At 55.4% G+C, this 19,327-nt stretch carries 20 protein-coding genes; 13 read left to right on the forward strand and 7 right to left on the reverse strand.

Going from position 1 to position 19,327, the window contains the following annotated elements; genetic code table 11:
• Window positions 1-163: 163 nt before the first annotated feature.
• From mdtH to B3X29_RS09095, 9 genes are all read left to right on the forward strand, one after another.
• The gene (gene mdtH, locus B3X29_RS09055) at window positions 164-1,372 is read left to right on the forward strand and encodes a multidrug efflux MFS transporter MdtH (protein WP_103179067.1); all 1,209 of its coding nucleotides are present in this window, start codon (window positions 164-166) and stop codon (window positions 1,370-1,372) included.
• Window positions 1,373-1,491: 119 nt separating this feature from the next.
• Window positions 1,492-2,052 carry a lipoprotein gene (locus tag B3X29_RS09060; RefSeq protein ID WP_103179066.1) on the forward strand — a complete coding sequence of 187 codons (561 nt, stop codon included), beginning with the start codon at window positions 1,492-1,494 and terminating at the stop codon, window positions 2,050-2,052.
• 109 nt (window positions 2,053-2,161) lie between these two features.
• Entirely contained in the window at window positions 2,162-3,208 is a 1,047-nt protein-coding gene (gene pyrC / locus B3X29_RS09065; protein WP_159339150.1) for a dihydroorotase, read from the forward strand.
• A gap of 74 nt (window positions 3,209-3,282) precedes the next feature.
• Complete coding sequence (gene dinI, locus B3X29_RS09070; protein WP_103823692.1) at window positions 3,283-3,528, forward strand: DNA damage-inducible protein I; 246 nt, start codon at window positions 3,283-3,285, stop codon at window positions 3,526-3,528.
• 273 nt (window positions 3,529-3,801) lie between these two features.
• Window positions 3,802-4,056 carry a biofilm formation regulator BssS gene (gene bssS, locus B3X29_RS09075; RefSeq protein WP_103179063.1) on the forward strand — a complete coding sequence of 85 codons (255 nt, stop codon included), beginning with the start codon at window positions 3,802-3,804 and terminating at the stop codon, window positions 4,054-4,056.
• 116 nt (window positions 4,057-4,172) lie between these two features.
• A complete protein-coding gene (gene solA / locus B3X29_RS09080; RefSeq protein WP_159339151.1) occupies window positions 4,173-5,291 on the forward strand; it encodes an N-methyl-L-tryptophan oxidase in 1,119 nt (372 codons plus the stop codon).
• Between the two features lie 56 nt (window positions 5,292-5,347).
• Window positions 5,348-5,461: a YceO family protein gene (locus B3X29_RS09085; RefSeq protein ID WP_103181065.1), complete on the forward strand. Its 114-nt coding sequence runs from the start codon at window positions 5,348-5,350 to the stop codon at window positions 5,459-5,461.
• 261 nt (window positions 5,462-5,722) lie between these two features.
• The gene (locus B3X29_RS09090; protein WP_103179062.1) at window positions 5,723-6,289 is read left to right on the forward strand and encodes a cytochrome b; all 567 of its coding nucleotides are present in this window, start codon (window positions 5,723-5,725) and stop codon (window positions 6,287-6,289) included.
• 1 nt (window position 6,290) lies between these two features.
• A complete protein-coding gene (locus tag B3X29_RS09095; RefSeq protein ID WP_103179061.1) occupies window positions 6,291-6,866 on the forward strand; it encodes a YceI family protein in 576 nt (191 codons plus the stop codon).
• Between the two features lie 39 nt (window positions 6,867-6,905).
• On the opposite strand, the gene B3X29_RS09100 is transcribed toward B3X29_RS09095, so the two are convergent.
• Entirely contained in the window at window positions 6,906-7,955 is a 1,050-nt protein-coding gene (locus tag B3X29_RS09100) for a rhodanese-related sulfurtransferase (RefSeq protein ID WP_290526730.1), read from the reverse strand.
• A gap of 220 nt (window positions 7,956-8,175) precedes the next feature.
• On the opposite strand from B3X29_RS09100, the gene B3X29_RS09105 reads away from it, so the two are divergent.
• The 3 genes from B3X29_RS09105 (at window position 8,176) to B3X29_RS09115 (ending at window position 10,972) form a co-directional block, all read left to right on the forward strand.
• A complete protein-coding gene (locus B3X29_RS09105; protein ID WP_103179059.1) occupies window positions 8,176-9,102 on the forward strand; it encodes a Kdo(2)-lipid IV(A) acyltransferase in 927 nt (308 codons plus the stop codon).
• 146 nt (window positions 9,103-9,248) lie between these two features.
• On the forward strand, window positions 9,249-10,499 hold the full coding sequence (gene mdtG / locus B3X29_RS09110; protein ID WP_103179058.1) for a multidrug efflux MFS transporter MdtG: 1,251 nt from the start codon (window positions 9,249-9,251) through the stop codon (window positions 10,497-10,499).
• Window positions 10,500-10,597: 98 nt separating this feature from the next.
• A complete protein-coding gene (locus tag B3X29_RS09115; protein ID WP_103179057.1) occupies window positions 10,598-10,972 on the forward strand; it encodes a MysB family protein in 375 nt (124 codons plus the stop codon).
• Here the strand turns inward: B3X29_RS09115 and B3X29_RS09120 are convergent, their stop codons facing one another.
• The 3 genes from B3X29_RS09120 to mdoG form a co-directional block, all read right to left on the reverse strand.
• Window positions 10,973-11,200, reverse strand: a complete 228-nt coding sequence (locus tag B3X29_RS09120; RefSeq protein ID WP_103179056.1) for a YceK/YidQ family lipoprotein — start codon at window positions 11,198-11,200, stop codon at window positions 10,973-10,975.
• 120 nt (window positions 11,201-11,320) lie between these two features.
• Window positions 11,321-13,849, reverse strand: coding sequence for a glucans biosynthesis glucosyltransferase MdoH (gene mdoH, locus B3X29_RS09125; protein WP_103179055.1), 2,529 nt, complete (start codon window positions 13,847-13,849; stop codon window positions 11,321-11,323).
• Window positions 13,842-15,377, reverse strand: a complete 1,536-nt coding sequence (mdoG, locus tag B3X29_RS09130) for a glucans biosynthesis protein MdoG (protein ID WP_139156330.1) — start codon at window positions 15,375-15,377, stop codon at window positions 13,842-13,844. Before mdoG ends, mdoH begins: the two co-directional genes overlap by 8 nt.
• 273 nt (window positions 15,378-15,650) lie before the next feature.
• On the opposite strand from mdoG, the gene mdoC reads away from it, so the two are divergent.
• A complete protein-coding gene (gene mdoC, locus B3X29_RS09135; RefSeq protein WP_159339152.1) occupies window positions 15,651-16,811 on the forward strand; it encodes a glucans biosynthesis protein MdoC in 1,161 nt (386 codons plus the stop codon).
• Window positions 16,812-16,845: 34 nt separating this feature from the next.
• Here the strand turns inward: mdoC and B3X29_RS09140 are convergent, their stop codons facing one another.
• From B3X29_RS09140 to B3X29_RS09150, 3 genes are all read right to left on the reverse strand, one after another.
• Entirely contained in the window at window positions 16,846-18,330 is a 1,485-nt protein-coding gene (locus B3X29_RS09140) for a phospholipase D family protein (protein WP_201304722.1), read from the reverse strand.
• Window positions 18,266-18,808, reverse strand: a complete 543-nt coding sequence (gene ymdB / locus B3X29_RS09145; protein ID WP_103823683.1) for an O-acetyl-ADP-ribose deacetylase — start codon at window positions 18,806-18,808, stop codon at window positions 18,266-18,268. Before ymdB ends, B3X29_RS09140 begins: the two co-directional genes overlap by 65 nt.
• An 84-nt stretch (window positions 18,809-18,892) precedes the next feature.
• Complete coding sequence (locus B3X29_RS09150; RefSeq protein ID WP_233210502.1) at window positions 18,893-19,195, reverse strand: type 1 fimbrial protein; 303 nt, start codon at window positions 19,193-19,195, stop codon at window positions 18,893-18,895.
• Between the last annotated feature and the right edge of the window lie 132 nt (window positions 19,196-19,327).

The raw sequence follows: 19,327 nt of genomic DNA on the forward strand, positions 1-19,327 counted from the left end.
TATTAGCGCGCTCATTATCTTGATACCCTAAATAATTCGAGTTGCAGGAAGGCGGCGACGCAGCGAATCCCCTGGAGCTTACTCCGGTAAGTGACAGGGGTGAGCGAGGAGGCCAACGCACCGGCAACCTGAAGTATGACGGGTATATTTCCCTGGAGGGGAAATGTCCCATATCTCACAGGCCCGGAGCCTGGGTAAATATTTCCTGCTTGTTGATAACATGCTGGTTGTACTCGGCTTTTTTGTCGTTTTCCCCCTCATCTCTATTCGCTTTGTCGATCAGATGGGCTGGGCAGCGTTGATGGTCGGCATTGCGCTGGGGCTGCGCCAGTTTGTCCAGCAGGGGCTGGGAGTGTTTGGCGGCGCGATTGCCGACCGCTTTGGCGCGAAACCGATGATTGTCACCGGCATGCTGCTGCGGGCGGCGGGTTTTGCCACGATGGCGATTGCCCATGAACCCTGGCTGCTATGGGTCTCCTGTATTGTTTCCGGGCTTGGCGGCACGCTGTTCGATCCGCCGCGCACGGCGCTCGTCGTGAAGCTGATCCGTCCCCGGCATCGCGGGCGTTTTTTCTCGCTGCTGATGATGCAGGACAGCGCGGGCGCGGTGGTGGGTGCGCTGCTGGGAAGCTGGCTGTTGCAGTACGATTTTCGGCTGGTCTGCGCCACTGGGGCGGTGCTGTTTATTCTGTGTGCGGCCTTTAACGCCTGGCTGCTGCCCGCCTGGAAGCTCTCCACCGTCAAAGCGCCGGTACGGGAGGGACTCGACCGCGTCTGGCGCGATAAACGTTTCATTACCTACGTGCTGACGCTGGCGGGCTATTACATGTTGGGCGTACAGGTGATGCTGATGCTGCCGATCATGGTTAACGATATCGCCGGATCGCCGGCGGCGGTGAAGTGGATGTACGCCATTGAGGCCTGCCTCTCCCTCACCCTCCTCTACCCTATTGCTCGCTGGAGCGAAAAACGCTTCCGCCTCGAGCATCGCTTGATGGCGGGCCTGCTGCTGATGTCCCTGAGTATGCTGCCCATTGGGATGGTGAGCTCCCTGCAACAGCTGTTTATGCTGATTTGTACCTTCTATATCGGCTCCATCATCGCCGAACCCGCCCGTGAAACGCTGAGCGCCGAGCTGGCCGATCCGCGCGCGCGGGGCAGCTATATGGGCTTCAGCCGTCTCGGTCTGGCGATTGGTGGCGCGCTGGGCTATGCCGGGGGCGGCTGGCTGTTCGATGCCGGGAAAGCCTTTAACCAGCCTGAACTGCCGTGGGTGATGCTGACTTTGATTGGGGTAACTACTTTCTTCGCGCTGGGCTGGCAGTTCAGCCACAAGCGCGCTGCACCCGGCGTGCTGGAGCCCGGAGCCTGACCGGGACTCAGGCACTATTCCTGTTCTTCGCCGTTATCAGTTTATTCTGCTGGTCTGAGGGACACTCCCCTGACATACTGGCGCGTCAGGATTGAAGCGCCAGTATGTCGAGGAAAACCATGAAAAAGATTGTTATTGCCACTGCGTTGATCATCAGCGGTCTGCTGGTTGGTTGTAATCAGCTCACCCAGTACACGGTCAGTGAACAGGAGATTAACCAGGCCCTGCAGAAGCGCAATAACTTTGCGAAAGATATCGGTGTGCCCGGCGTCGCCGATGCGCATATCGTCCTGAGCAATCTTGCCAGCCAGATTGGCCGCGAAGAGCCGAACAAAGTGATGCTCTCCGGCGACGCCAGTCTGGACATGAATTCGCTGTTCGGCAGCCAGAAAGCCAATATTAAGCTGAAGTTAAAAGCGTTGCCGGTCTTCAATAAGGATCAGGGCGCCATCTACCTGCAACAGATGGAGATCACCGACGCCGTGGTCTCGCCGGAGAAGATGAAACCGGTTCTGCAGACGCTGATGCCATACCTGAATCAGTCCCTGCAAAACTACTTTAATCACCAGCCGGCTTATATCCTGAGCGAAGACAACAGCAAGGGCGAAGCGCTGGCGAAAAAATATGCAAAAGGTATCGAAGTGAAGCCGGGTGAGATTGTCATCCCCTTCGTCGATTAACCCGTGAGGCGCTTCGGCGCCTTTTTTTACAGAAAAGAGTGCAAACGAAAACGTTTCCCCCTATTCTTTGTGTCCGGCAAAAATCATCTCACTCAGCCGGAGCCTATCCATGACTGCACAATCCCAGGTTTTGAAAATCCGCCGCCCAGACGACTGGCATATCCATCTTCGCGATGGCGATATGCTGAAAACCGTCGTGCCGTATACCAGTGAAATTTATGGCCGCGCGATTGTCATGCCAAACCTGGTGCCGCCGGTCACCACGGTCGATGCGGCGATCGCCTATCGCCAGCGCATTCTTGATGCCGTGCCTGCCGGTCACGATTTTACCCCGCTGATGACCTGTTATCTGACCGACACGCTCGATGCGAATGAGATTGAGCGCGGCTTTAGCGAAGGGGTCTTTACCGCCGCCAAACTCTATCCGGCCAACGCCACCACCAACTCCAGCCACGGTGTCACCAGCATTGACGCGATTATGCCGGTGCTCGAGCGCATGGAAAAACTGGGGATGCCCCTGCTGGTCCACGGCGAAGTGACTCATGCCGACATCGACATTTTCGACCGTGAAGCGCGTTTCATCGAAACCGTGATGGAGCCGCTGCGCCAGCGCCTGCCGGGTCTGAAAGTGGTGTTTGAACACATCACCACCAAAGATGCCGCGGAGTACGTGCGCGATGGCAACGAGCTCCTGGCGGCCACCATCACCCCGCAGCACCTGATGTTCAACCGCAACCATATGCTGGTAGGTGGCGTGCGTCCGCACCTCTACTGCCTGCCAATCCTCAAACGCAATGTCCACCAGCAAGCGCTGCGCGAGCTGGTTGCCAGCGGCTTTGCGCGCGTCTTCCTCGGCACCGACTCCGCGCCCCATGCCCGTCATCGTAAAGAGGCCAGCTGTGGCTGTGCAGGCTGCTTTAATGCCCCGACCGCCCTTGCCAGCTACGCGCAGGTTTTTGACGAGATGAATGCCCTGCAACATTTCGAGGCGTTCTGCTCCCTGAACGGGCCGCGTTTCTACGGTCTGCCGGTGAATGAGGGCGTTGTTGAGCTGGTGCGCGAAGAGAGCAGCGTCGTGGAATCCATCCCCCTGACTGACGACACCCTGATCCCCTTCCTCGCGGGTGAAACCGTTCAGTGGACAGTGAAGCGTTAAAAATTGTTTGCCCCCTGTTGTAAATTCAACAATATGACTGTATAAATACACAGTATATAACACAGGGGGCAATTATGCGTATTGAAGTGACCATTGCCAGAACAACGCCTTTGCCTGCTGGTGCGCTGGACGCACTGGCGGGTGAATTATCCCGCCGTATAAACAACTCCTTTCCCGAACGCGAAGGTGCCGTCACCGTGCGTTATGCGGGGTCAAACAATCTCTCGGTCATCGGTGGCGCAAAAGATGATAAAGAGCGTATCAGCGAAATTTTACAGGAAACCTGGGAGAGCGCTGACGACTGGTTTATTACCGATTAAATTTTCTCCTTCATTGTGTTTTTTTGCCGGGTCGCCCCGGCTTTTTTTCCTCTTTTTATGTGAAAGCACGAATAATCTGACTGACTTCGTCAAAAATCATCAGCAAGATGACGTTTTAATGTTCAAACAATCCTAAAACGCATAAATATTTGGGACTGCCTGTTTCTTTTTCCCTTCAGAAGCCTTATTTATTGATATACTGAAATTGCTTCAGAAAAACACGCATTGAACCTCACAGTCGTTGTCTTTTTAACACGTATTCAGGGGGTTATGATGGAAAAGAATAATGAAGTCATCCAGACCCATCCGCTTGTAGGCTGGGATATCAGCACTGTAGATAGCTACGACGCACTGATGCTGCGTTTGCACTACCAGACTCCAAATCATCCTGACACTGAAGAAGCGGAAGTTGGGCAGACGTTGTGGTTAACCACAGATGTCGCACGCCAGTTTATTTCTATTTTAGAAGCCGGTATTGCAAAAATAGAATCCAGTGACTACCAGGAAAATGAGTACCGGCGACACTAGCGTCACGACACTTTTTCACCCAACAGGCACCTCACGGTGCCTCGTTTATTTCTCCCTTGTATAACCCTGCCTTCTTAATTACCCTGCTAACCAACGAAACGCGTAAAGAGAGCCTCATGAAATACGATCTTATTATTATTGGCAGCGGATCTGTCGGCGCGGCGGCAGGCTATTACGCAACGCGAGCCGGTCAGAACGTACTGATGATCGATGCCCATATGCCGCCCCACACCGAAGGGAGCCACCACGGTGATACCCGTCTGATGCGCCACGCTTACGGCGAAGGTGAACGCTATGTGCCGCTGGTGTTACGGGCGCAGGCGCTGTGGGATGAACTGGTGCAAATCAGCGGTGAGCCGGTCTTTGAACGCACGGGGGTAGTCAATCTTGGGCCCTCCGACTCGCCATTTCTGGCGACCGTTGAACAGAGCGCCCGCCAGTTCAGCCTCAATCTTGAACGACTGGACGCGGCAGCGATCATGAAGCGCTGGCCTGAGATCAACGTCCCGGCGGACTATATCGGCCTGTATGAATCCGGGTCGGGCGTACTGCGCAGCGAACTGGCGATTAAAACCTGGATTGCGCTGGCCAAAGAGGCCGGTTGCGCCCAATTGTTTAACTGCCCGGTGAGCGCCATTACCCATCATGAGGACGGCGTCACCGTTGATACCCCGGAAGGCCCCTACAGCGCAAGCCGCCTGCTGGTAAGCGCCGGCACCTGGGTTTCACGTCTGGTTCCCGGCCTGCCGGTGCAGCCGGTACGCAAAGTTTTCTCCTGGTTCCAGGCTGACGGGCGCTACAGCCATCAGAATCACTTCCCTGCCTTTACCGGCGAACTGCCTGACGGCGACCAGTTTTACGGCTTCCCGTCCGAAAAAGATGCCCTGAAGATCGGCAAACATAACGGCGGGCAGGTGATTAACTCGCCGGAAGAGCGTAAGCCGTTTGGCGCGTATCCTGGAGATGGCTCTGAAGCATTCAAATTCCTGCGCAATGTACTGCCGGGTATCGGCGGCCTGTTACACGGTGCAACCTGTACCTATGACAACACGCCGGACGAAGATTTCATCATCGATACCCTGCCGGGTCATGATAATACGCTGCTGATCACCGGCCTGAGCGGGCACGGGTTCAAGTTTGCCAGCGTGCTGGGTGAAATTGCCGCGCAATTCTCTCAGAATATCGCGCCGCCGTTTGATCTCACGCCTTTCTCCCTGTCTCGCTTTAGCCGATAATGGTGTCAGGCTTCGGGTTTCCGAAGCCTTTCATGCATCTTTTTACCGGTTTTCTCATGCGTCGTATCGTTAACTATCTGGTCAATAATATTCGCGAGCACCTGATGCTCTATATTTTGCTGTGGTCGCTGTTAGCAGTCCTCGATATTCTTTACATTGTATTTTTCTGATGAGATTCATTGACAAAAACTGACATTTCTTAAAATAACTATAATTTCCCCATAAATTATTTGAACATCATAAAAATGTCACAACCCGCCAAAAATCAGCCGCTCCGGCAAATCATTAACAGCGCCATTGACTATCATTTCTAATATTCATTCAAAATAATCGAACAAATAAAATTAATATTGAATATGTGTAAATATCATTTGCATTAATGTTTTGCTCACGCCATTTTTAGCGCTTGCGAATTAATAATGGTGCTCAAAATGCAGGTGCGAAATTCCCCCACACGCTATGGCGTTATTTCCATGAGTCTGCACTGGCTGATGGCGATTGCGGTTTACGGCATGTTTGGTCTTGGCCTCTGGATGGTGACCCTGAGCTATTACGATGGCTGGTATCACCAGGCACCGGAGCTGCACAAAAGCATCGGCTTTATGCTGATGCTGGCGCTGGTGGTGCGGCTGCTGTGGCGCCATATCTCCCCTGTTCCGCCGGCGCTGAAAAGCCAGACTCGCTTTACACGTATTAGCGCTGCCGCCGCCCATATCGCCCTGTACGCCTTGCTTTTCGCCATCCTGATCAGCGGCTATTTGATCTCCACCGCTGACGGAAAACCTATCAGTGTCTTCGGCCTGTTTGACGTCCCCGCCCTGCTGGCCGATGCCGGCCCCCAGGCCGATCTGGCTGGATCCGTGCATTTATGGCTGGCCTGGGGCGTAGTTATTCTCTCCGTATTACATGGACTTGCCGCCATGAAACATCACTTTATCGACAAAGACGCCACCCTGACACGTATGTTGGGCAAAGCGTCCCCTGACTCTGGAGCATAAAATGAAGAAAAGCCTGCTGGGATTAACCTTAGCGTCTCTGCTGTTCACAACCGGCGCCGCCGTGGCAGCGGACTACAAAATTGATAAACAAGGCCAGCACGCCTTTGTGAACTTCCGTATTCAGCATCTGGGGTACAGCTGGCTGTACGGCACATTCAAGGATTTCGATGGCTCATTTACCTTTGATGAGAGCAATCCGGCGAATGATAAAGTCAATGTCACCCTGAACACCAACAGCCTCGATACTAACCACGCCGAGCGCGACAAGCATCTGCGCAGCGCAGACTTCCTCAACGTGGCGAAATACCCGCAGGCGACCTTTACCTCGACCGAGGTGAAAAAGGATGGTGACGGGCTGGATATTACCGGCAACCTGACGCTGAACGGCGTAACGAAACCGGTTAAGCTGGATGCAAAACTGATTGGTCAGGGTGACGATCCGTGGGGCGGGAAACGCGCCGGGTTTGAGGCATCAGGTAAAATTCACCTGAAAGACTTCAACATCACTACCGATCTGGGCCCGGCGTCGCAGGACGTAGAGCTGATCATTTCGGTAGAAGGGGTTCAGCAGAAATAATACCCTCGCCCGGTCACGCGACCGGGCAAGGTTTCAGGGTCACTCCGGGTCAGGAATGCCCAGGCGGGTATTCAGACGCCCCCGCGACTTATTAAAGATCTTATTGCCATTTTCGCGCCCGGCACGGCGGCGGCGCTGCTCCTCTTCAGGCAACATGCTCTCTTCGCTACACAACTCGCTGCAGCAGCCGTTAAACTTCTCAGCGCAGGCCGGACACTGAATAAACAGCAGATGACAACCGTCATTTTTGCAGTTGGTATGGGTGTCGCAGGCGGTGCCGCACTGATGACAGTGGGCAATCACATCATCAGAGATGCGCTCACCCATGCGCTCGTCAAAGACGAAGTTCTTGCCGATAAAGCGCACTGGTAGCCCCTGCTCGCGGGCGCGACGGGCATACTCGATGATCCCGCCTTCGATATGCCACACCTTGTTAAAGCCGTTGTGCTTCATCCAGGCGCTGGCTTTTTCGCAGCGGATCCCGCCGGTGCAGTACATGACAATTTTTTTGTCCTTATGCTCCTGCATCATCTCAACGGCTTTTGGCAGCTGCTCACGGAAAGTATCTGCCGGGATTTCCAGTGCGTTTTCGAAATGGCCCACTTCATATTCATAGTGGTTACGCATATCGATAAACACGGCGTCAGGATCGTCCAGCATGGCGTTCACTTCTGACGCTTTCAGGTAATCGCCCACGTCGCTGGCATCAAAGGTCGGGTCATCAATGCCGTCCGCCACAATGCGCTCCCGCACCTTCATGCGCAGCACCCAGAAGGATTTACCATCATCGACCAGCGCAATATTCAGGCGCAGGCCGTCCAGAGCCGGATCGAAGCCATAGAGGAAGCTGCGCAGCTCATCGAGCCTGCTTTCAGGCACGCTGATCTGAGCATTGATGCCCTCATGGGCCAGATAGATACGGCCAAAGACGTTCAGCGCGGTTAACGCCTTGTACAGCGCGTCGCGGGTAGCCTGCGGGTTAACGATGGTGAAATATTTATAGAACGAGATCGTCGTGCGCGGCTCGGTTTCAGCCAACATGCGCGCTTTCAGCTCTTCGTTCGAAATGAGGTTGTGTAACACTGGCATGGTGTACGGTTCCTGCAATCGTATGAGAATGAAAATCGGTCGGCATCATATAGCAAACATTGGGAATTTACATCCCTTCATTTTGCGCTACATTTCTCACGTTAAAATGCCGAGGGTATAACATTTGCTCTATTCATGACCATTCCATAGCGATGCATTTTGGTTATCAATGGAAAAATGCGACACTACGCCAACAGGACGTATCACAAACAGGAACGACATGACTCAACTCCCTAAATTTTCCATTGCGCTTCTACATCCTCGTTACTGGCTGACCTGGGCTGGCATCGGTTTATTATGGTTACTGGTGCAGCTGCCCTACCCGCTGATCTACCGTCTTGGCTGCGGTCTGGGTCGACTGGCGATGCGCTTTATGTCCCGCCGCGCCCGCATTGCCCGCCGTAATCTGGAACTCTGTTTCCCGGAGATGAGCGAGCACGAGCGCGACACCATGGTAGTGAAAAATTTTGAATCCGTTGGCATGGGGCTGATGGAGACCGGAATGGCCTGGTTCTGGTCCAATAAGCGTATGGCGCGCTGGACGGAAGTGACCGGCACCGGCATGGATCCGGTGCACAATCTGCAGGCCAATAAAACTGGCGTTCTGCTGATCGGCGTCCATTTTCTGACGCTGGAGATCGGCGCGCGGATGTTTGGCATGCAGGCGCCCGGTATTGGCGTCTATCGCCCGAACGACAACCCGGTGATCGACTGGCTGCAGACCTGGGGGCGGATGCGCTCCAACAAGAGCATGATCGACCGTAAAGATCTCAAGGGGATGATCCGCGCCCTGAAATCCGGGGAGGTGATCTGGTACGCGCCAGATCATGACTACGGCCCAACCGCCAGCGTCTTTGTGCCCTTCTTTGCGGTCGACGAGGCAGCTACCACCACCGGCACATGGACGCTGGCCCGTCTGTCGAACGCGGCGATTGTTCCTTTTGTGCCGCGTCGCAAACCTGACGGCAAGGGCTACGAGCTGATGATGCTGGAACCGGAGTGCTCCCCGCCGTTGGATGATGCCAGAACCACTGCCGCGTGGATGAATGAGGTAGTGGAAAAGTGCATTCTGCTGGCGCCCGAACAGTACATGTGGCTACATCGCCGCTTTAAAACCCGTCCGGAAGGTGTCCCTTCCCGCTATTAATCCTCCCCTGCGGCCTCCGGGCCGCACTGCTCTTTAAGCTTATAATGCTCTCCGTCATTGCAGCAACCATCACCCAGGCGCATAATTAGCAGGCTTATTACCTTCTTTTATAAATGATGCCGTCGCGCATCATAACGCGGATAGCTATGTCTCCCTCAGAAACGCCAATAAACTGGAAGCGGAACCTTATGGTTGCCTGGCTGGGCTGCTTTCTCACGGGCGCCGCTTTTAGCCTGGTGATGCCTTTTCTGCCGCTCTACGTAGAACAACTCGGCGTCAGCGGCCACAGCGCGCTCAATATGTGGTCCGGGCTAGTATTCAGCATCACGTTTCTCTTCTCCGCTATCGCCTCCCCTTTCTGGGGCGGGCTGGCCGACCGCAAAGGGCGCAAGATTATGCTGCTGCGTTCGGCGTTGGGAATGGCCATCATCATGCTGCTGATGGGGCTGGCGCAAAACATCTGGCAGTTTCTGGTATTGCGCGCGCTACTGGGTCTGCTGGGCGGCTTTGTGCCTAATGCCAACGCGCTTATCGCCACGCAGATCCCCCGCCATAAAAGCGGCTGGGCGCTGGGAACACTCTCTACTGGTGCGGTAAGCGGCGCCCTGCTTGGCCCACTGGCCGGGGGATTAATGGCGGACAGCTACGGTTTGCGGCCAGTATTTTTTATCACCGCGGGGGTACTGTTTGCCTGCTTCCTGGTGACCTTATTCTGCATCCGGGAAAATTTTACCCCGGTGCCGAAAAAAGAGATGCTGCATGCCCGCGAGGTCTTTGCCTCCCTTAAAAATCCTCGCCTGGTCATCAGCCTGTTTGTCACCACCATGATTATTCAGGTCGCTACCGGCTCCATTGCGCCGATCCTGACGCTCTACGTGCGCGACCTGGCCGGGCATGTGGGCAATATCGCCTTTATCAGCGGCATGATTGCCTCGGTGCCCGGCGTGGCCGCCCTGATCAGCGCCCCGCGACTAGGGAAACTGGGCGATCGGATTGGTCCGGAAAGGATCCTGATCGTCGCGCTGGTGATCTCTGTGCTGCTCCTCATCCCGATGTCATTTGTGCAATCCCCGTGGCAGCTGGGTGTTCTGCGCTTTTTACTCGGGGCGGCCGATGGTGCCCTGCTGCCTGCGGTGCAGACCCTGCTGGTCTATAACTCTACCAATCAGATTGCCGGACGAATCTTCAGCTACAACCAGTCGTTCCGCGATATCGGCAACGTCACCGGCCCTCTTCTGGGGGCCGGTATTGCCGCCAGCTACGGTTTTCGCGCGGTATTTATCGTCACCGCCTGCGTGGTGCTATTCAACGCGATCTATTCGTGGTTCAGTCTGTCCCGTGCCGTGCGCCGACCCAGGGCTATTCCGGAATCAGATAAGGTCTCTGCCGCCGATTAAGACCGCTGCGTGAAGGCTTTTGCCGCTTTCATACTTGCAATTATGGAGAATCAGCTATTCTTTCCCTGAACACCACGTCAATTCACAGGGAGACGCCGATGACTATGTTTGCCACTTTAGAGGAAGCGATTGATGCCGCGCGCGAAGAGTTTCTCGCCGATAATCCCGGCATTGAGGAAGAAGACGCGAATATTGAGCAACTCAATATCCAGAAATATGTCATGCAGGATGGGGACATTATGTGGCAGGCCGAATTTTTTGCCGATGACGGCGAAGACGGCGAGTGCCTGCCCGTACTGAGCGGCGAAGCGGCTCAGGCGGTGTTTGATGGCGATTATGACGAGATTGAGCTGCGTCAGGAGTGGCTGGAAGAGAACACCCTGCATGAATGGGATGAGGGTGAATTCCAGCTTGAGCCGCCGCTGGATACCGAAGAGGGACAAACCGCAGCGGATGAGTGGGACGAACGTTAATTATTCATAGGGCCCGTGCTGAGCGTCGATGGGCAGCAGTAGCGTATCGAAGACCAGGGAGAACGGCAGATCGAGTATCGTCAGGTAGCGCCATGCGGAGTCACGGACATCCCATTGCACGCCCGGGTAATATTGATTGCCGTGTCCTTGACCTGGGATCGTCCGGCTAATGATACTGCCGCAGCCGCTCAGTAATAGCGCCATTGTGATGACGATGAAAAATCTCATCCAGTACCTCAAAAGATAAAAATACCGGCTCCAGGGCCGGTATTTATTTGCCTGGCGGCGCTGCGCTTGCACGGGCCTACAGATTTTGTAGGCCGGGTAAGCGTAGCGCCTTCCGACACATCACTTCGCTTTCAATGCCTGCGGATTCAGCTTCAGCGTCTGGTAATAGTTCACCCACGAAGAGTATTTCTCCGGGGCGGCCCAGACACGATGATGCATCCGCGCCATGGTGACAGGATCGCTTAGCAGCACCAGACGACGGTCGCGGTTCAGCTTCTCTGGCGTCTCGTTCAGCGCCTGCTCAACGTGACGATCGCGGGCGATCTCCAGCACACGGCTGGCACGGTGACGGGCAGTCGCCATAGCGATGGCCAGGGCGTTGAATGACGGGTTAAACACCGCATGCATAAACCCATCTTCCAGCGAACGACTGCGGTTGAGCTCCAGATACTTGTCTGTATCAACCAGCACCTGCGGCGGTGAATACTCTTCCGGGATCAGGAACAGCTTCCAGCGTTTGGTGCGCAGACCCACCGTCGAACGGCTTGAAATCACCGACACAAACGGGGAGAGGATCAGCGAGAAGACAATCGGCGCCAGCCAGAACAGGAAGCGCAAGTCCAGCCACGCCATGCCCACCGCCCAGACCAGACCGAGCAGCATCTGCGAACCGTGACGCATAAACGCTTCGCTCCACGGCGTAGAGTCATCGTCACGCTGCGGCGAGTTCCAGACCACTTCCCAGCCGAGGAAGGCGCTGACCACGAAGACGGTGTGGAACAACATACGCACCGGCGCCAGCAGCACGGAGAATAAGACCTCCAGCAGCAGGGAGAGCGTCACGCGGAAGAAACCACCGTACTCCTTCGAGCCCTTGCACCAGATGAGCACAATACTCAGCAGCTTCGGCAGGAAGAGCAGCACCATCGTCGAGGCAAAGAGCGCTATCGCCAGCTCAGGGCGCCACTGCGGCCAGACCGGGAACAGCTGGCGCGGCTGCAGGAAGTACTGCGGCTCGGTCAGGGCGTGTACCACCTGCAGGGCAGTCGACAGGGCCAGGAACATAAACCACAGCGGCGCGGAGAGGTAGGACATTACGCCGGTCAGGAAGACGGCGCGGTGTACCGGGTGCATCCCTTTCACGAGGAACAGACGGAAGTTCATAAGGTTCCCGTGACACCAGCGGCGGTCACGCTTCAGTTCATCCAGCAGGTTTGGCGGCAACTCTTCATAGGAGCCCGGCAGGTCATAGGCGATCCACACCCCCCAACCGGCACGACGCATCAGCGCGGCTTCCACGAAGTCGTGCGACAGGATCGAGCCCGCGAACGAGCCTTCACCCGGCAGCGGCGCCAGCGCACAGTGCTCAATGAACGGCTTCACGCGGATAATGGCGTTATGCCCCCAGTAGTGCGACTCACCCAACTGCCAGAAGTGCAGACCGGCAGTAAACAGCGGCCCGTAGACGCGGGTCGCAAACTGCTGGCAACGCGCGTACAGCGTATCCATGCCCGACGCTTTCGGCGAAGACTGAATGATCCCGGCATTCGGGTTCGCTTCCATCAGGCGCACAAGGCCCGTCAGACACTCACCGGTCATCACCGAGTCGGCATCCAGCACCACCATATAGCTGTACTGACTGCCCCATCGACGGCAGAAGTCATCGATATTACCGCTTTTACGCTTCACGCGACGACGACGACGGCGGTAGAAGATCTGCCCTTCGCCCTGCACTTCGGCAATAAGCTCCATCCACGCTTTCTGTTCTGCCACGCAGATGTCCGGGTTGTAGCTGTCACTCAGGATGTAAACGTCGAAGTGTTCGGCGTTACCGGTAGCTTTCACCGACTCCCAAGTGGCGCGCAGGCCGGCAAAAACGCGATCCACATCTTCGTTACAGATAGGCATGATAAGCGCGGTACGGTGTTCAGGATTGAGGGGTTCATCCCCCACCGTAGAGTGCGAAATGCTGTACTTATCCCGGCCTATCAGCAGCTGCAGGAAGCCCATCAGCGCGGTCCAGAAACCGGCCGATACCCAGCAGAAGAGGATGGCGAACAGCAGCAGGATGCCGCTTTGCAGAATATAAGGCAGCAGCTGCATAAACGAGACCAGCAGATCCTGGTCGAACATATCGGCCGGATTGATCAGCGCCCAGCCCTGGTAAGGAAGAATCGTCTTCATATACCAGGTGGCGACGACGGTCTGCGCGATGGTCAACAGCAGCAGGATGTAGCGGCGAATACTGCCGACGGTACGCCATTTTTCCTCGCTGGCCTGCTGCTCTTTAGAGAGGCGAGAGAGATAGCGCGGATTGGTGTCGCGGCCGCGCAGGCGATCCCAGAAACGGCCCACCGGGTTGGTGCGCCAGGGATCCGGGAACATGGAGGAGCGCGTCGCTTTCGGCATCGCCTCAAGCTGGGTGCGCCCTTCGTCATCGCGGATCAGCTGGCCTTCAGCCAGTGAATCGGGCCAGGCCTGTTCGAGACGGCTTTTAACCGAGCCCAGCGGGGTATCATCTTCACGCGTGAACGGATGATGATCGGCATCCAGCGCGGTGTGAACCGCGCTGATGTCACCCTTCGGCAGTGCCGCCTTCTCGATATCGGTCAGCGGCATGGCATCGATATACTCAGTTATCTTATTCATTGGCAGGTAGCTGATAGCTCCAGGTTTCACTCAACGGCTGATCGGCGTTGACCAGGGCGGCACGCATCTCAGTCGGCTGTTTCGCGTCTTTCACTTTAATGCGCAGGGTTAAACGCCAGCCTTTGGTGACCGGGTTATACCGCACGCTATTCTCAACGATCTCACCATTGTCACCAATGCTCGCCTGAGCGGTGACCGGGGTTTCCGGTGCCAGGCTCTTCATATCCTGGCCGGTGAAATCAACGACAAACGCGATGGTGCCATCAGGCTGGCGAATCAGATTGGACTGTTTCACATCCCCTGTTGAGCGGCGGGTTTGCAGAACATACGCGTTGTCCGGCGCATGCAGCTTGTCTTCATCGCGGCTCATGGTGATGCTGTAGTTGAAGTTCATCTCTTTACCGGCTTCCGGCAGCTGGTCCGGCGTCCAGTACGCGACGATGTTGTCGTTGGTTTCGTCGTTGGTTGGGATCTCTACCAGCTCCACTTTGCCTTTGCCCCACTCGCCTTTCGGAGTGATCCAGGCGCTTGGGCGCAGATCGTAACGATCGTCCAGATCTTCAAAGCGGGAGAACTGACGGCCACGCTGGAGCAAGCCAAACCCCTGCGGGTTCTCCATGCTGAAGCTGCTTACCGCCAGGTGTTTCGGGTTGTTCAGCGGACGCCAGATCCACTCCCCGTTGCCAGCAAGGATCGACAGACCGTTAGAGTCGTGCAGTTCCGGGCGGAAATTGGTGGCAGGAGAAGGCTGGTTTGGCCCGAACAGGAACATACTGGTCAGCGGAGCAACGCCCAGTTTGCCGACTTTATCGCGCAGATAGACTTTAGACTGCACGTCGACCACCGTATCGCGGCCAGGAATAATGACAAAGCGATAGGCGCCCGTTGCGCGCGGGGAATCCAGCAGCGCATAGATGGTCAGGCGTTTGTCGGTTGGTTTTGGACGTTCGATCCAAAACTCGCGAAAGCGTGGGAACTCTTCCCCGGAAGGCAGCGCGGTATCAATCGCCAGACCGCGTGCAGAGAGGCCATAAACCTGGCCGCCGCCAATCACACGGAAATAGCTTGCCCCCAACATGCTGACAATTTCGTCGTTTTTATCTTTACTGTTGATGGGATAAAGCACTTTGAAGCCCGCGAAGCCTAAATCTTTCACGGTGTCTTTATCGTGTTGCACATTGCCGAAATTAAAGTAGTCCGGGCTGTACTTGATTTTGCGTACCGCGTTAGCGGTCACTTCATTAATGGTGACAGGCGTGTCGAAGTACATCCCCTGATGATAAAACTCGAGCTTGAACGGGGTTTTAATTTTATTCCAGTAAGCTTTATCGTGATTAAACTGGATCTGCTGATAGTCCGCATATTTCATGTCGCGGAAAACGGAGGGTAAGTTACTTTTTGGCGCTTCGTACCCTTTACTGGCCATCGATTTTGCCTGTTTTGCGACATCGTCGATGGTAAAGGCCAGGGCCGATGAGGTATACAGAGACAACAGGACTGCCGCTCCTAACCAACGCATTTTCATCATTTGTGGTTTATGTTTCATAATAAGTAAGCACTTCCCCCTTTGTGTGCTTATATCGATCCGATCCATTTTAATGGAAAATCAGGCATTCCGACAACATAATCACCGCTTTGTTCAGCGTGCTGGCTCATGGTTTAAGCAAGTGAAAGTAACCCGTTTTCACTTTGCGTGCTTATCCTGGAGACAGTGTGTCAGACTTCGTGTAGGGTTGGCACCGAATGTAAACACTATTGGTCTTAGGGATAAGACGAAAAGTCTGAGAATGCGCAACGTTATATGAGTACCGTACCCGCACAACGCGAATATTTCCTTGATTCCATCCGGGCATGGCTCATGCTGCTGGGGATCCCTTTTCACATTTCCTTGATTTATTCGAGCCACGTCTGGCACGTCAATAGTGCGGAGTCGTCGTGGTGGCTGACGCTGTTTAACGATTTTATCCACTCCTTCCGGATGCAGGTCTTTTTCGTTATTTCGGGCTACTTCTCTTACATGCTTTTTTTACGCTACCCGCTTAAACGCTGGTGGAAAGTGCGCGTGGAGCGCGTCGGTATTCCGATGCTTACCGCCATCCCCCTGCTGACGCTGCCGCAATTCATCATGCTGCAACATGTCAAAGGCAAAGCGGATAGCTGGCACACCCTGTCGCTGTACGATAAATACAACACCCTCGCCTGGGAACTGGTCTCTCATCTGTGGTTCCTGCTGGTGCTGGTGGTGATGACCACGGTCAGCCTGTGGCTCTTCAGCCGCATGCGCCAGCATCTCAGCGCCCGGTCGGACGCCTTTTTTGGCGATATCACCTGGGGCAAGCTGTCGGTGCTGTTTTTAATCCTGGGTATCATCTATGCCGCGCTGCGCCGCACGCTTTTACTCGTCTGGTCACCGATCCTCAGCGACGGCCTGTTTAATTTTGTGGTAATGCAGACCCTCTTCTACCTGCCCTTCTTCCTGATTGGCGCCCTGGCGTTTGTGCATCCGAAGCTGAAAGCGCTGTTTACCACGCCGTCACGCGGCTGCGCCCTCGGGGCGTTGTTGGCATTTATCGCGTATCTGCTCAACCAGCGTTATGGCAGCGGCGATGCCTGGATGTATGAAACCGAAAGCGTGATCACCATGCTGCTGGGGCTGTGGATGGTGAATGTGGTCTTTGCGCTGGGACACCGCCTGCTGAACTTTAAATCGGCGCGCGTCACCTATTTCGTCAACGCCTCGCTGTTCATTTATCTGGTGCACCATCCGTTAACGCTCTTCTTTGGCGCCTACATTACGCCGCATATCAGCTCAAATCTGCTTGGCTTTATCTGTGGGCTGGTGTTTGTGGTAGGCATTGCCATTGCGCTATATGAAATTCATCTGCGTATTCCGCTGCTGCGCTTTCTCTTTTCCGGCAAACCGGCCGCCAAGGCGGAAAAATCACCGCAGGTTACCAGCTAAGCCGTTGCGCGCCGGTCGCTGAACCGGCGCGTCATTACAGCAACCACTCTACCGGCAGCCAGTAGGCCAGACGCACCAGCATCCGCTGCCAGAAGCGGGTTTTGGGCTCCTTTTTATGCACGATCTCCTTCCCGTCCTTACGCTCAATCCAGTTCAGACGGCCCATTTTATCCAGCCGGAGTTGCCAGGCTTCATGGCGCTGGCTGCGCACGAACCGGGTATGGATCATCCTTGCCAGCTTCTCGCTTTCAATGACAAAGCCCATCTCGGTATTGAGCATGGTTGAACGGGGATCAAAATTAAGTGAACCGATAAACACTTTCTCGCCGTCGACGCTGAACGTCTTGGCATGCAGGCTGGAGCCGGAGTTCCCGGTGATCCCGCGATCGTGCGCCGGCGGTACGCCATCCTGAATGGGCTTTAGTTCATAAAGCTCGATGCCGTGGCGCAACAGCTTTTTTCGCCAGCGGGCATAACCGGCATGCACAACGGAGACGTCGTTCGCTGCCAGCGAATTGGTGAGGATGGCGACTTTCACCCCTTTGCGCACCATCTGTAGCAGCAGCGCCACCCCTGCACGGGTCGGAACAAAATAAGCGGAGATGATATCGATTTGCTGCACTGGCGAGCCCATCACCCCCATCAGGCGCTGCGGCAGCAGCGAGTGCCGTTTTGCCCGCCCCTGCCCTTTACGCGGATCGTCACTGAGTAGCCGGGTTTTGGCCCAAATCAGCGGCAAATTGCCCGCTTCCAGATTGGTAATAAAGTCGCTGGACTGTAATTTATCCAGATATCGGCGGGTGATGTCGTCGCGATACCACTCTTCGGGGGGATGAATTTTATCTTCAATTTCCGCCTCGGAAAGCTCCAGCACCTGCTGGAGCGTGGAGACCGAGGCGCAGTTCCAGTAGCGCTCAAAATCGTTGGCCACATCCTGCACCACCGGGCCAGTCGCCATCACGTCCAGATCGGAAAAGAGCGGCTCTTCACCTGCGCCAAAATAGGCATCACCGATGTTTCGCCCACCGATAATGGTGACCTCGCCGTCCACGGTGAAACTCTTGTTGTGCATCCGGCGATTGAGACGGGCGAAATCGGTGAGATAGCCCAGCGCGCGCAGGGAGCGGAACGAAAAGGGATTGAACAGCCGGACATCAAAGTTAGGATGCGCGTCCAGCAGGCGCAGGATGCTGTCCAGCCCCTGGGTATTGTTGTCGTCGAGCAACAGGCGCACGCGGACGCCGCGCATGGCGGCGGACAATAAGACGGAAAACAACAGGCGTCCAGACATGTCGTCTTCCCAGATGTAGTACTGCACATCCAGCGTCTTTTCCGCCATCTCCGCCAGCCGGTAGCGGCAGGCGAAGGCGTCAAGACTGTTATCAAGAGGGAGAAGCCCACAAAGGCCAGGATGTGAAGAGCTGACCGGTGCAATCGCGCGTCCCAGTCGCGTGTTATGCGTCGGTTTCCTGTCCTCGTTGGGTAAGCAGTCGCTTGTATAGTCGGGCATTTTCTTCATCATAGCAGACAAAGTATACCCGCTCCGGCAGAGGCTTGAGGGTGAGATAATCCGAAACCGTGTTAACGGCGATTTCAGCCGCCGCCGCGCGGGGATAGCCATAAACGCCAGTACTGATTGCCGGGAAGGCGAGAGTCTGATAACCGTTGGCCGCCGCCAGGTTCAGGCTGTTGCGGTAGGCCTCTTCCAGGATCCGCGCTTCATGATGCTCGCCCCCATGCCAGACGGGGCCAACGGTGTGGATCACCGCTTTGGCGGGCAGGTTTCCGGCAAGCGTAATCACCGCCTGCCCCGGGGCGCACTCGCCCTGCTGCTGGCGAACCAGCTTACACGCCTCCAGCAGGGCGGGTCCTGCCGCCCGATGAATAGCCCCGTCCACGCCACCACCGCCCATTAATGAAGGATTGGCTGCGTTAACGACCACATCCACATGCAGCGTGGTGATATCACCATGAAAGACTTCAATTCGGGAGTACATAATCAACCTCTGCATACCGTTTTTTCTTAAGTGTATCGCAGAGGTTGGGTTGTGGAAGTCCGGTTGACAGAAAACGGCCCTGCCTCAGCGGTAATCAACCTGCACGATGGCGAGCGATTTTTCCGGGTTGATGTACTTCATGCTGACAGTGGCGAGATCTGCGGCATTCACCCTGCCGTCAAGCGCCTCTTTATAGCTGACCTGTTGAACAGACATTCTATTATTTTGCGGACAGGAGACGGTTAAGGCGCGCGCATCAGGGGTGATGTTACAAGGCTCTTCGACAATCCGGCCGATAAAATGGATAACATTGGCCGTGCAGACTGGCGTAAGCGTAACCGCAGCAACAAAGGCTGCGGCCAGGGTGATATGGGACGAAACCATCATTGTAATCCTCATTGATATCGTCCCTGACGCTTAAACAACGCCCCTCATGAAGGGCTGTCGACTGGCATCGGCGACACCAGCAACATGAGAATAACAATGGAATAACATCCGCGCTACTTTAATTAATATATT

Origin of the sequence: Leclercia sp. UBA5076 (assembly GCF_002416465.1) — a bacterium.
GTDB lineage: Bacteria > Pseudomonadota > Gammaproteobacteria > Enterobacterales > Enterobacteriaceae > Enterobacter.

Bases quoted from the DNA above. Each gene is read 5' to 3' on its own strand.
- B3X29_RS09095 (WP_103179061.1), top strand. From the start codon at position 6,291: ATGAAGAAAAGCCTGCTGGGATTAACCTTAGCGTCTCTGCTGTTCACA.
- B3X29_RS09090 (WP_103179062.1), top strand. From the start codon at position 5,723: ATGCAGGTGCGAAATTCCCCCACACGCTATGGCGTTATTTCCATGAGT.
- bssS (WP_103179063.1), top strand. From the start codon at position 3,802: ATGGAAAAGAATAATGAAGTCATCCAGACCCATCCGCTTGTAGGCTGG.
- mdtH (WP_103179067.1), top strand. From the start codon at position 164: ATGTCCCATATCTCACAGGCCCGGAGCCTGGGTAAATATTTCCTGCTT.
- mdtG (WP_103179058.1), top strand. From the start codon at position 9,249: ATGTCTCCCTCAGAAACGCCAATAAACTGGAAGCGGAACCTTATGGTT.
- B3X29_RS09140 (WP_201304722.1), bottom strand. From the start codon at position 18,330: ATGAAGAAAATGCCCGACTATACAAGCGACTGCTTACCCAACGAGGAC.
- solA (WP_159339151.1), top strand. From the start codon at position 4,173: ATGAAATACGATCTTATTATTATTGGCAGCGGATCTGTCGGCGCGGCG.
- mdoH (WP_103179055.1), bottom strand. From the start codon at position 13,849: ATGAATAAGATAACTGAGTATATCGATGCCATGCCGCTGACCGATATC.
- B3X29_RS09105 (WP_103179059.1), top strand. From the start codon at position 8,176: ATGACTCAACTCCCTAAATTTTCCATTGCGCTTCTACATCCTCGTTAC.
- B3X29_RS09115 (WP_103179057.1), top strand. From the start codon at position 10,598: ATGACTATGTTTGCCACTTTAGAGGAAGCGATTGATGCCGCGCGCGAA.
- dinI (WP_103823692.1), top strand. From the start codon at position 3,283: ATGCGTATTGAAGTGACCATTGCCAGAACAACGCCTTTGCCTGCTGGT.
- B3X29_RS09085 (WP_103181065.1), top strand. From the start codon at position 5,348: ATGCGTCGTATCGTTAACTATCTGGTCAATAATATTCGCGAGCACCTG.
- B3X29_RS09060 (WP_103179066.1), top strand. From the start codon at position 1,492: ATGAAAAAGATTGTTATTGCCACTGCGTTGATCATCAGCGGTCTGCTG.
- B3X29_RS09100 (WP_290526730.1), bottom strand. From the start codon at position 7,955: ATGCCAGTGTTACACAACCTCATTTCGAACGAAGAGCTGAAAGCGCGC.
- pyrC (WP_159339150.1), top strand. From the start codon at position 2,162: ATGACTGCACAATCCCAGGTTTTGAAAATCCGCCGCCCAGACGACTGG.
- mdoG (WP_139156330.1), bottom strand. From the start codon at position 15,377: ATGATGAAAATGCGTTGGTTAGGAGCGGCAGTCCTGTTGTCTCTGTAT.
- B3X29_RS09150 (WP_233210502.1), bottom strand. From the start codon at position 19,195: ATGATGGTTTCGTCCCATATCACCCTGGCCGCAGCCTTTGTTGCTGCG.
- B3X29_RS09120 (WP_103179056.1), bottom strand. From the start codon at position 11,200: ATGAGATTTTTCATCGTCATCACAATGGCGCTATTACTGAGCGGCTGC.
- ymdB (WP_103823683.1), bottom strand. From the start codon at position 18,808: ATGTACTCCCGAATTGAAGTCTTTCATGGTGATATCACCACGCTGCAT.
- mdoC (WP_159339152.1), top strand. From the start codon at position 15,651: ATGAGTACCGTACCCGCACAACGCGAATATTTCCTTGATTCCATCCGG.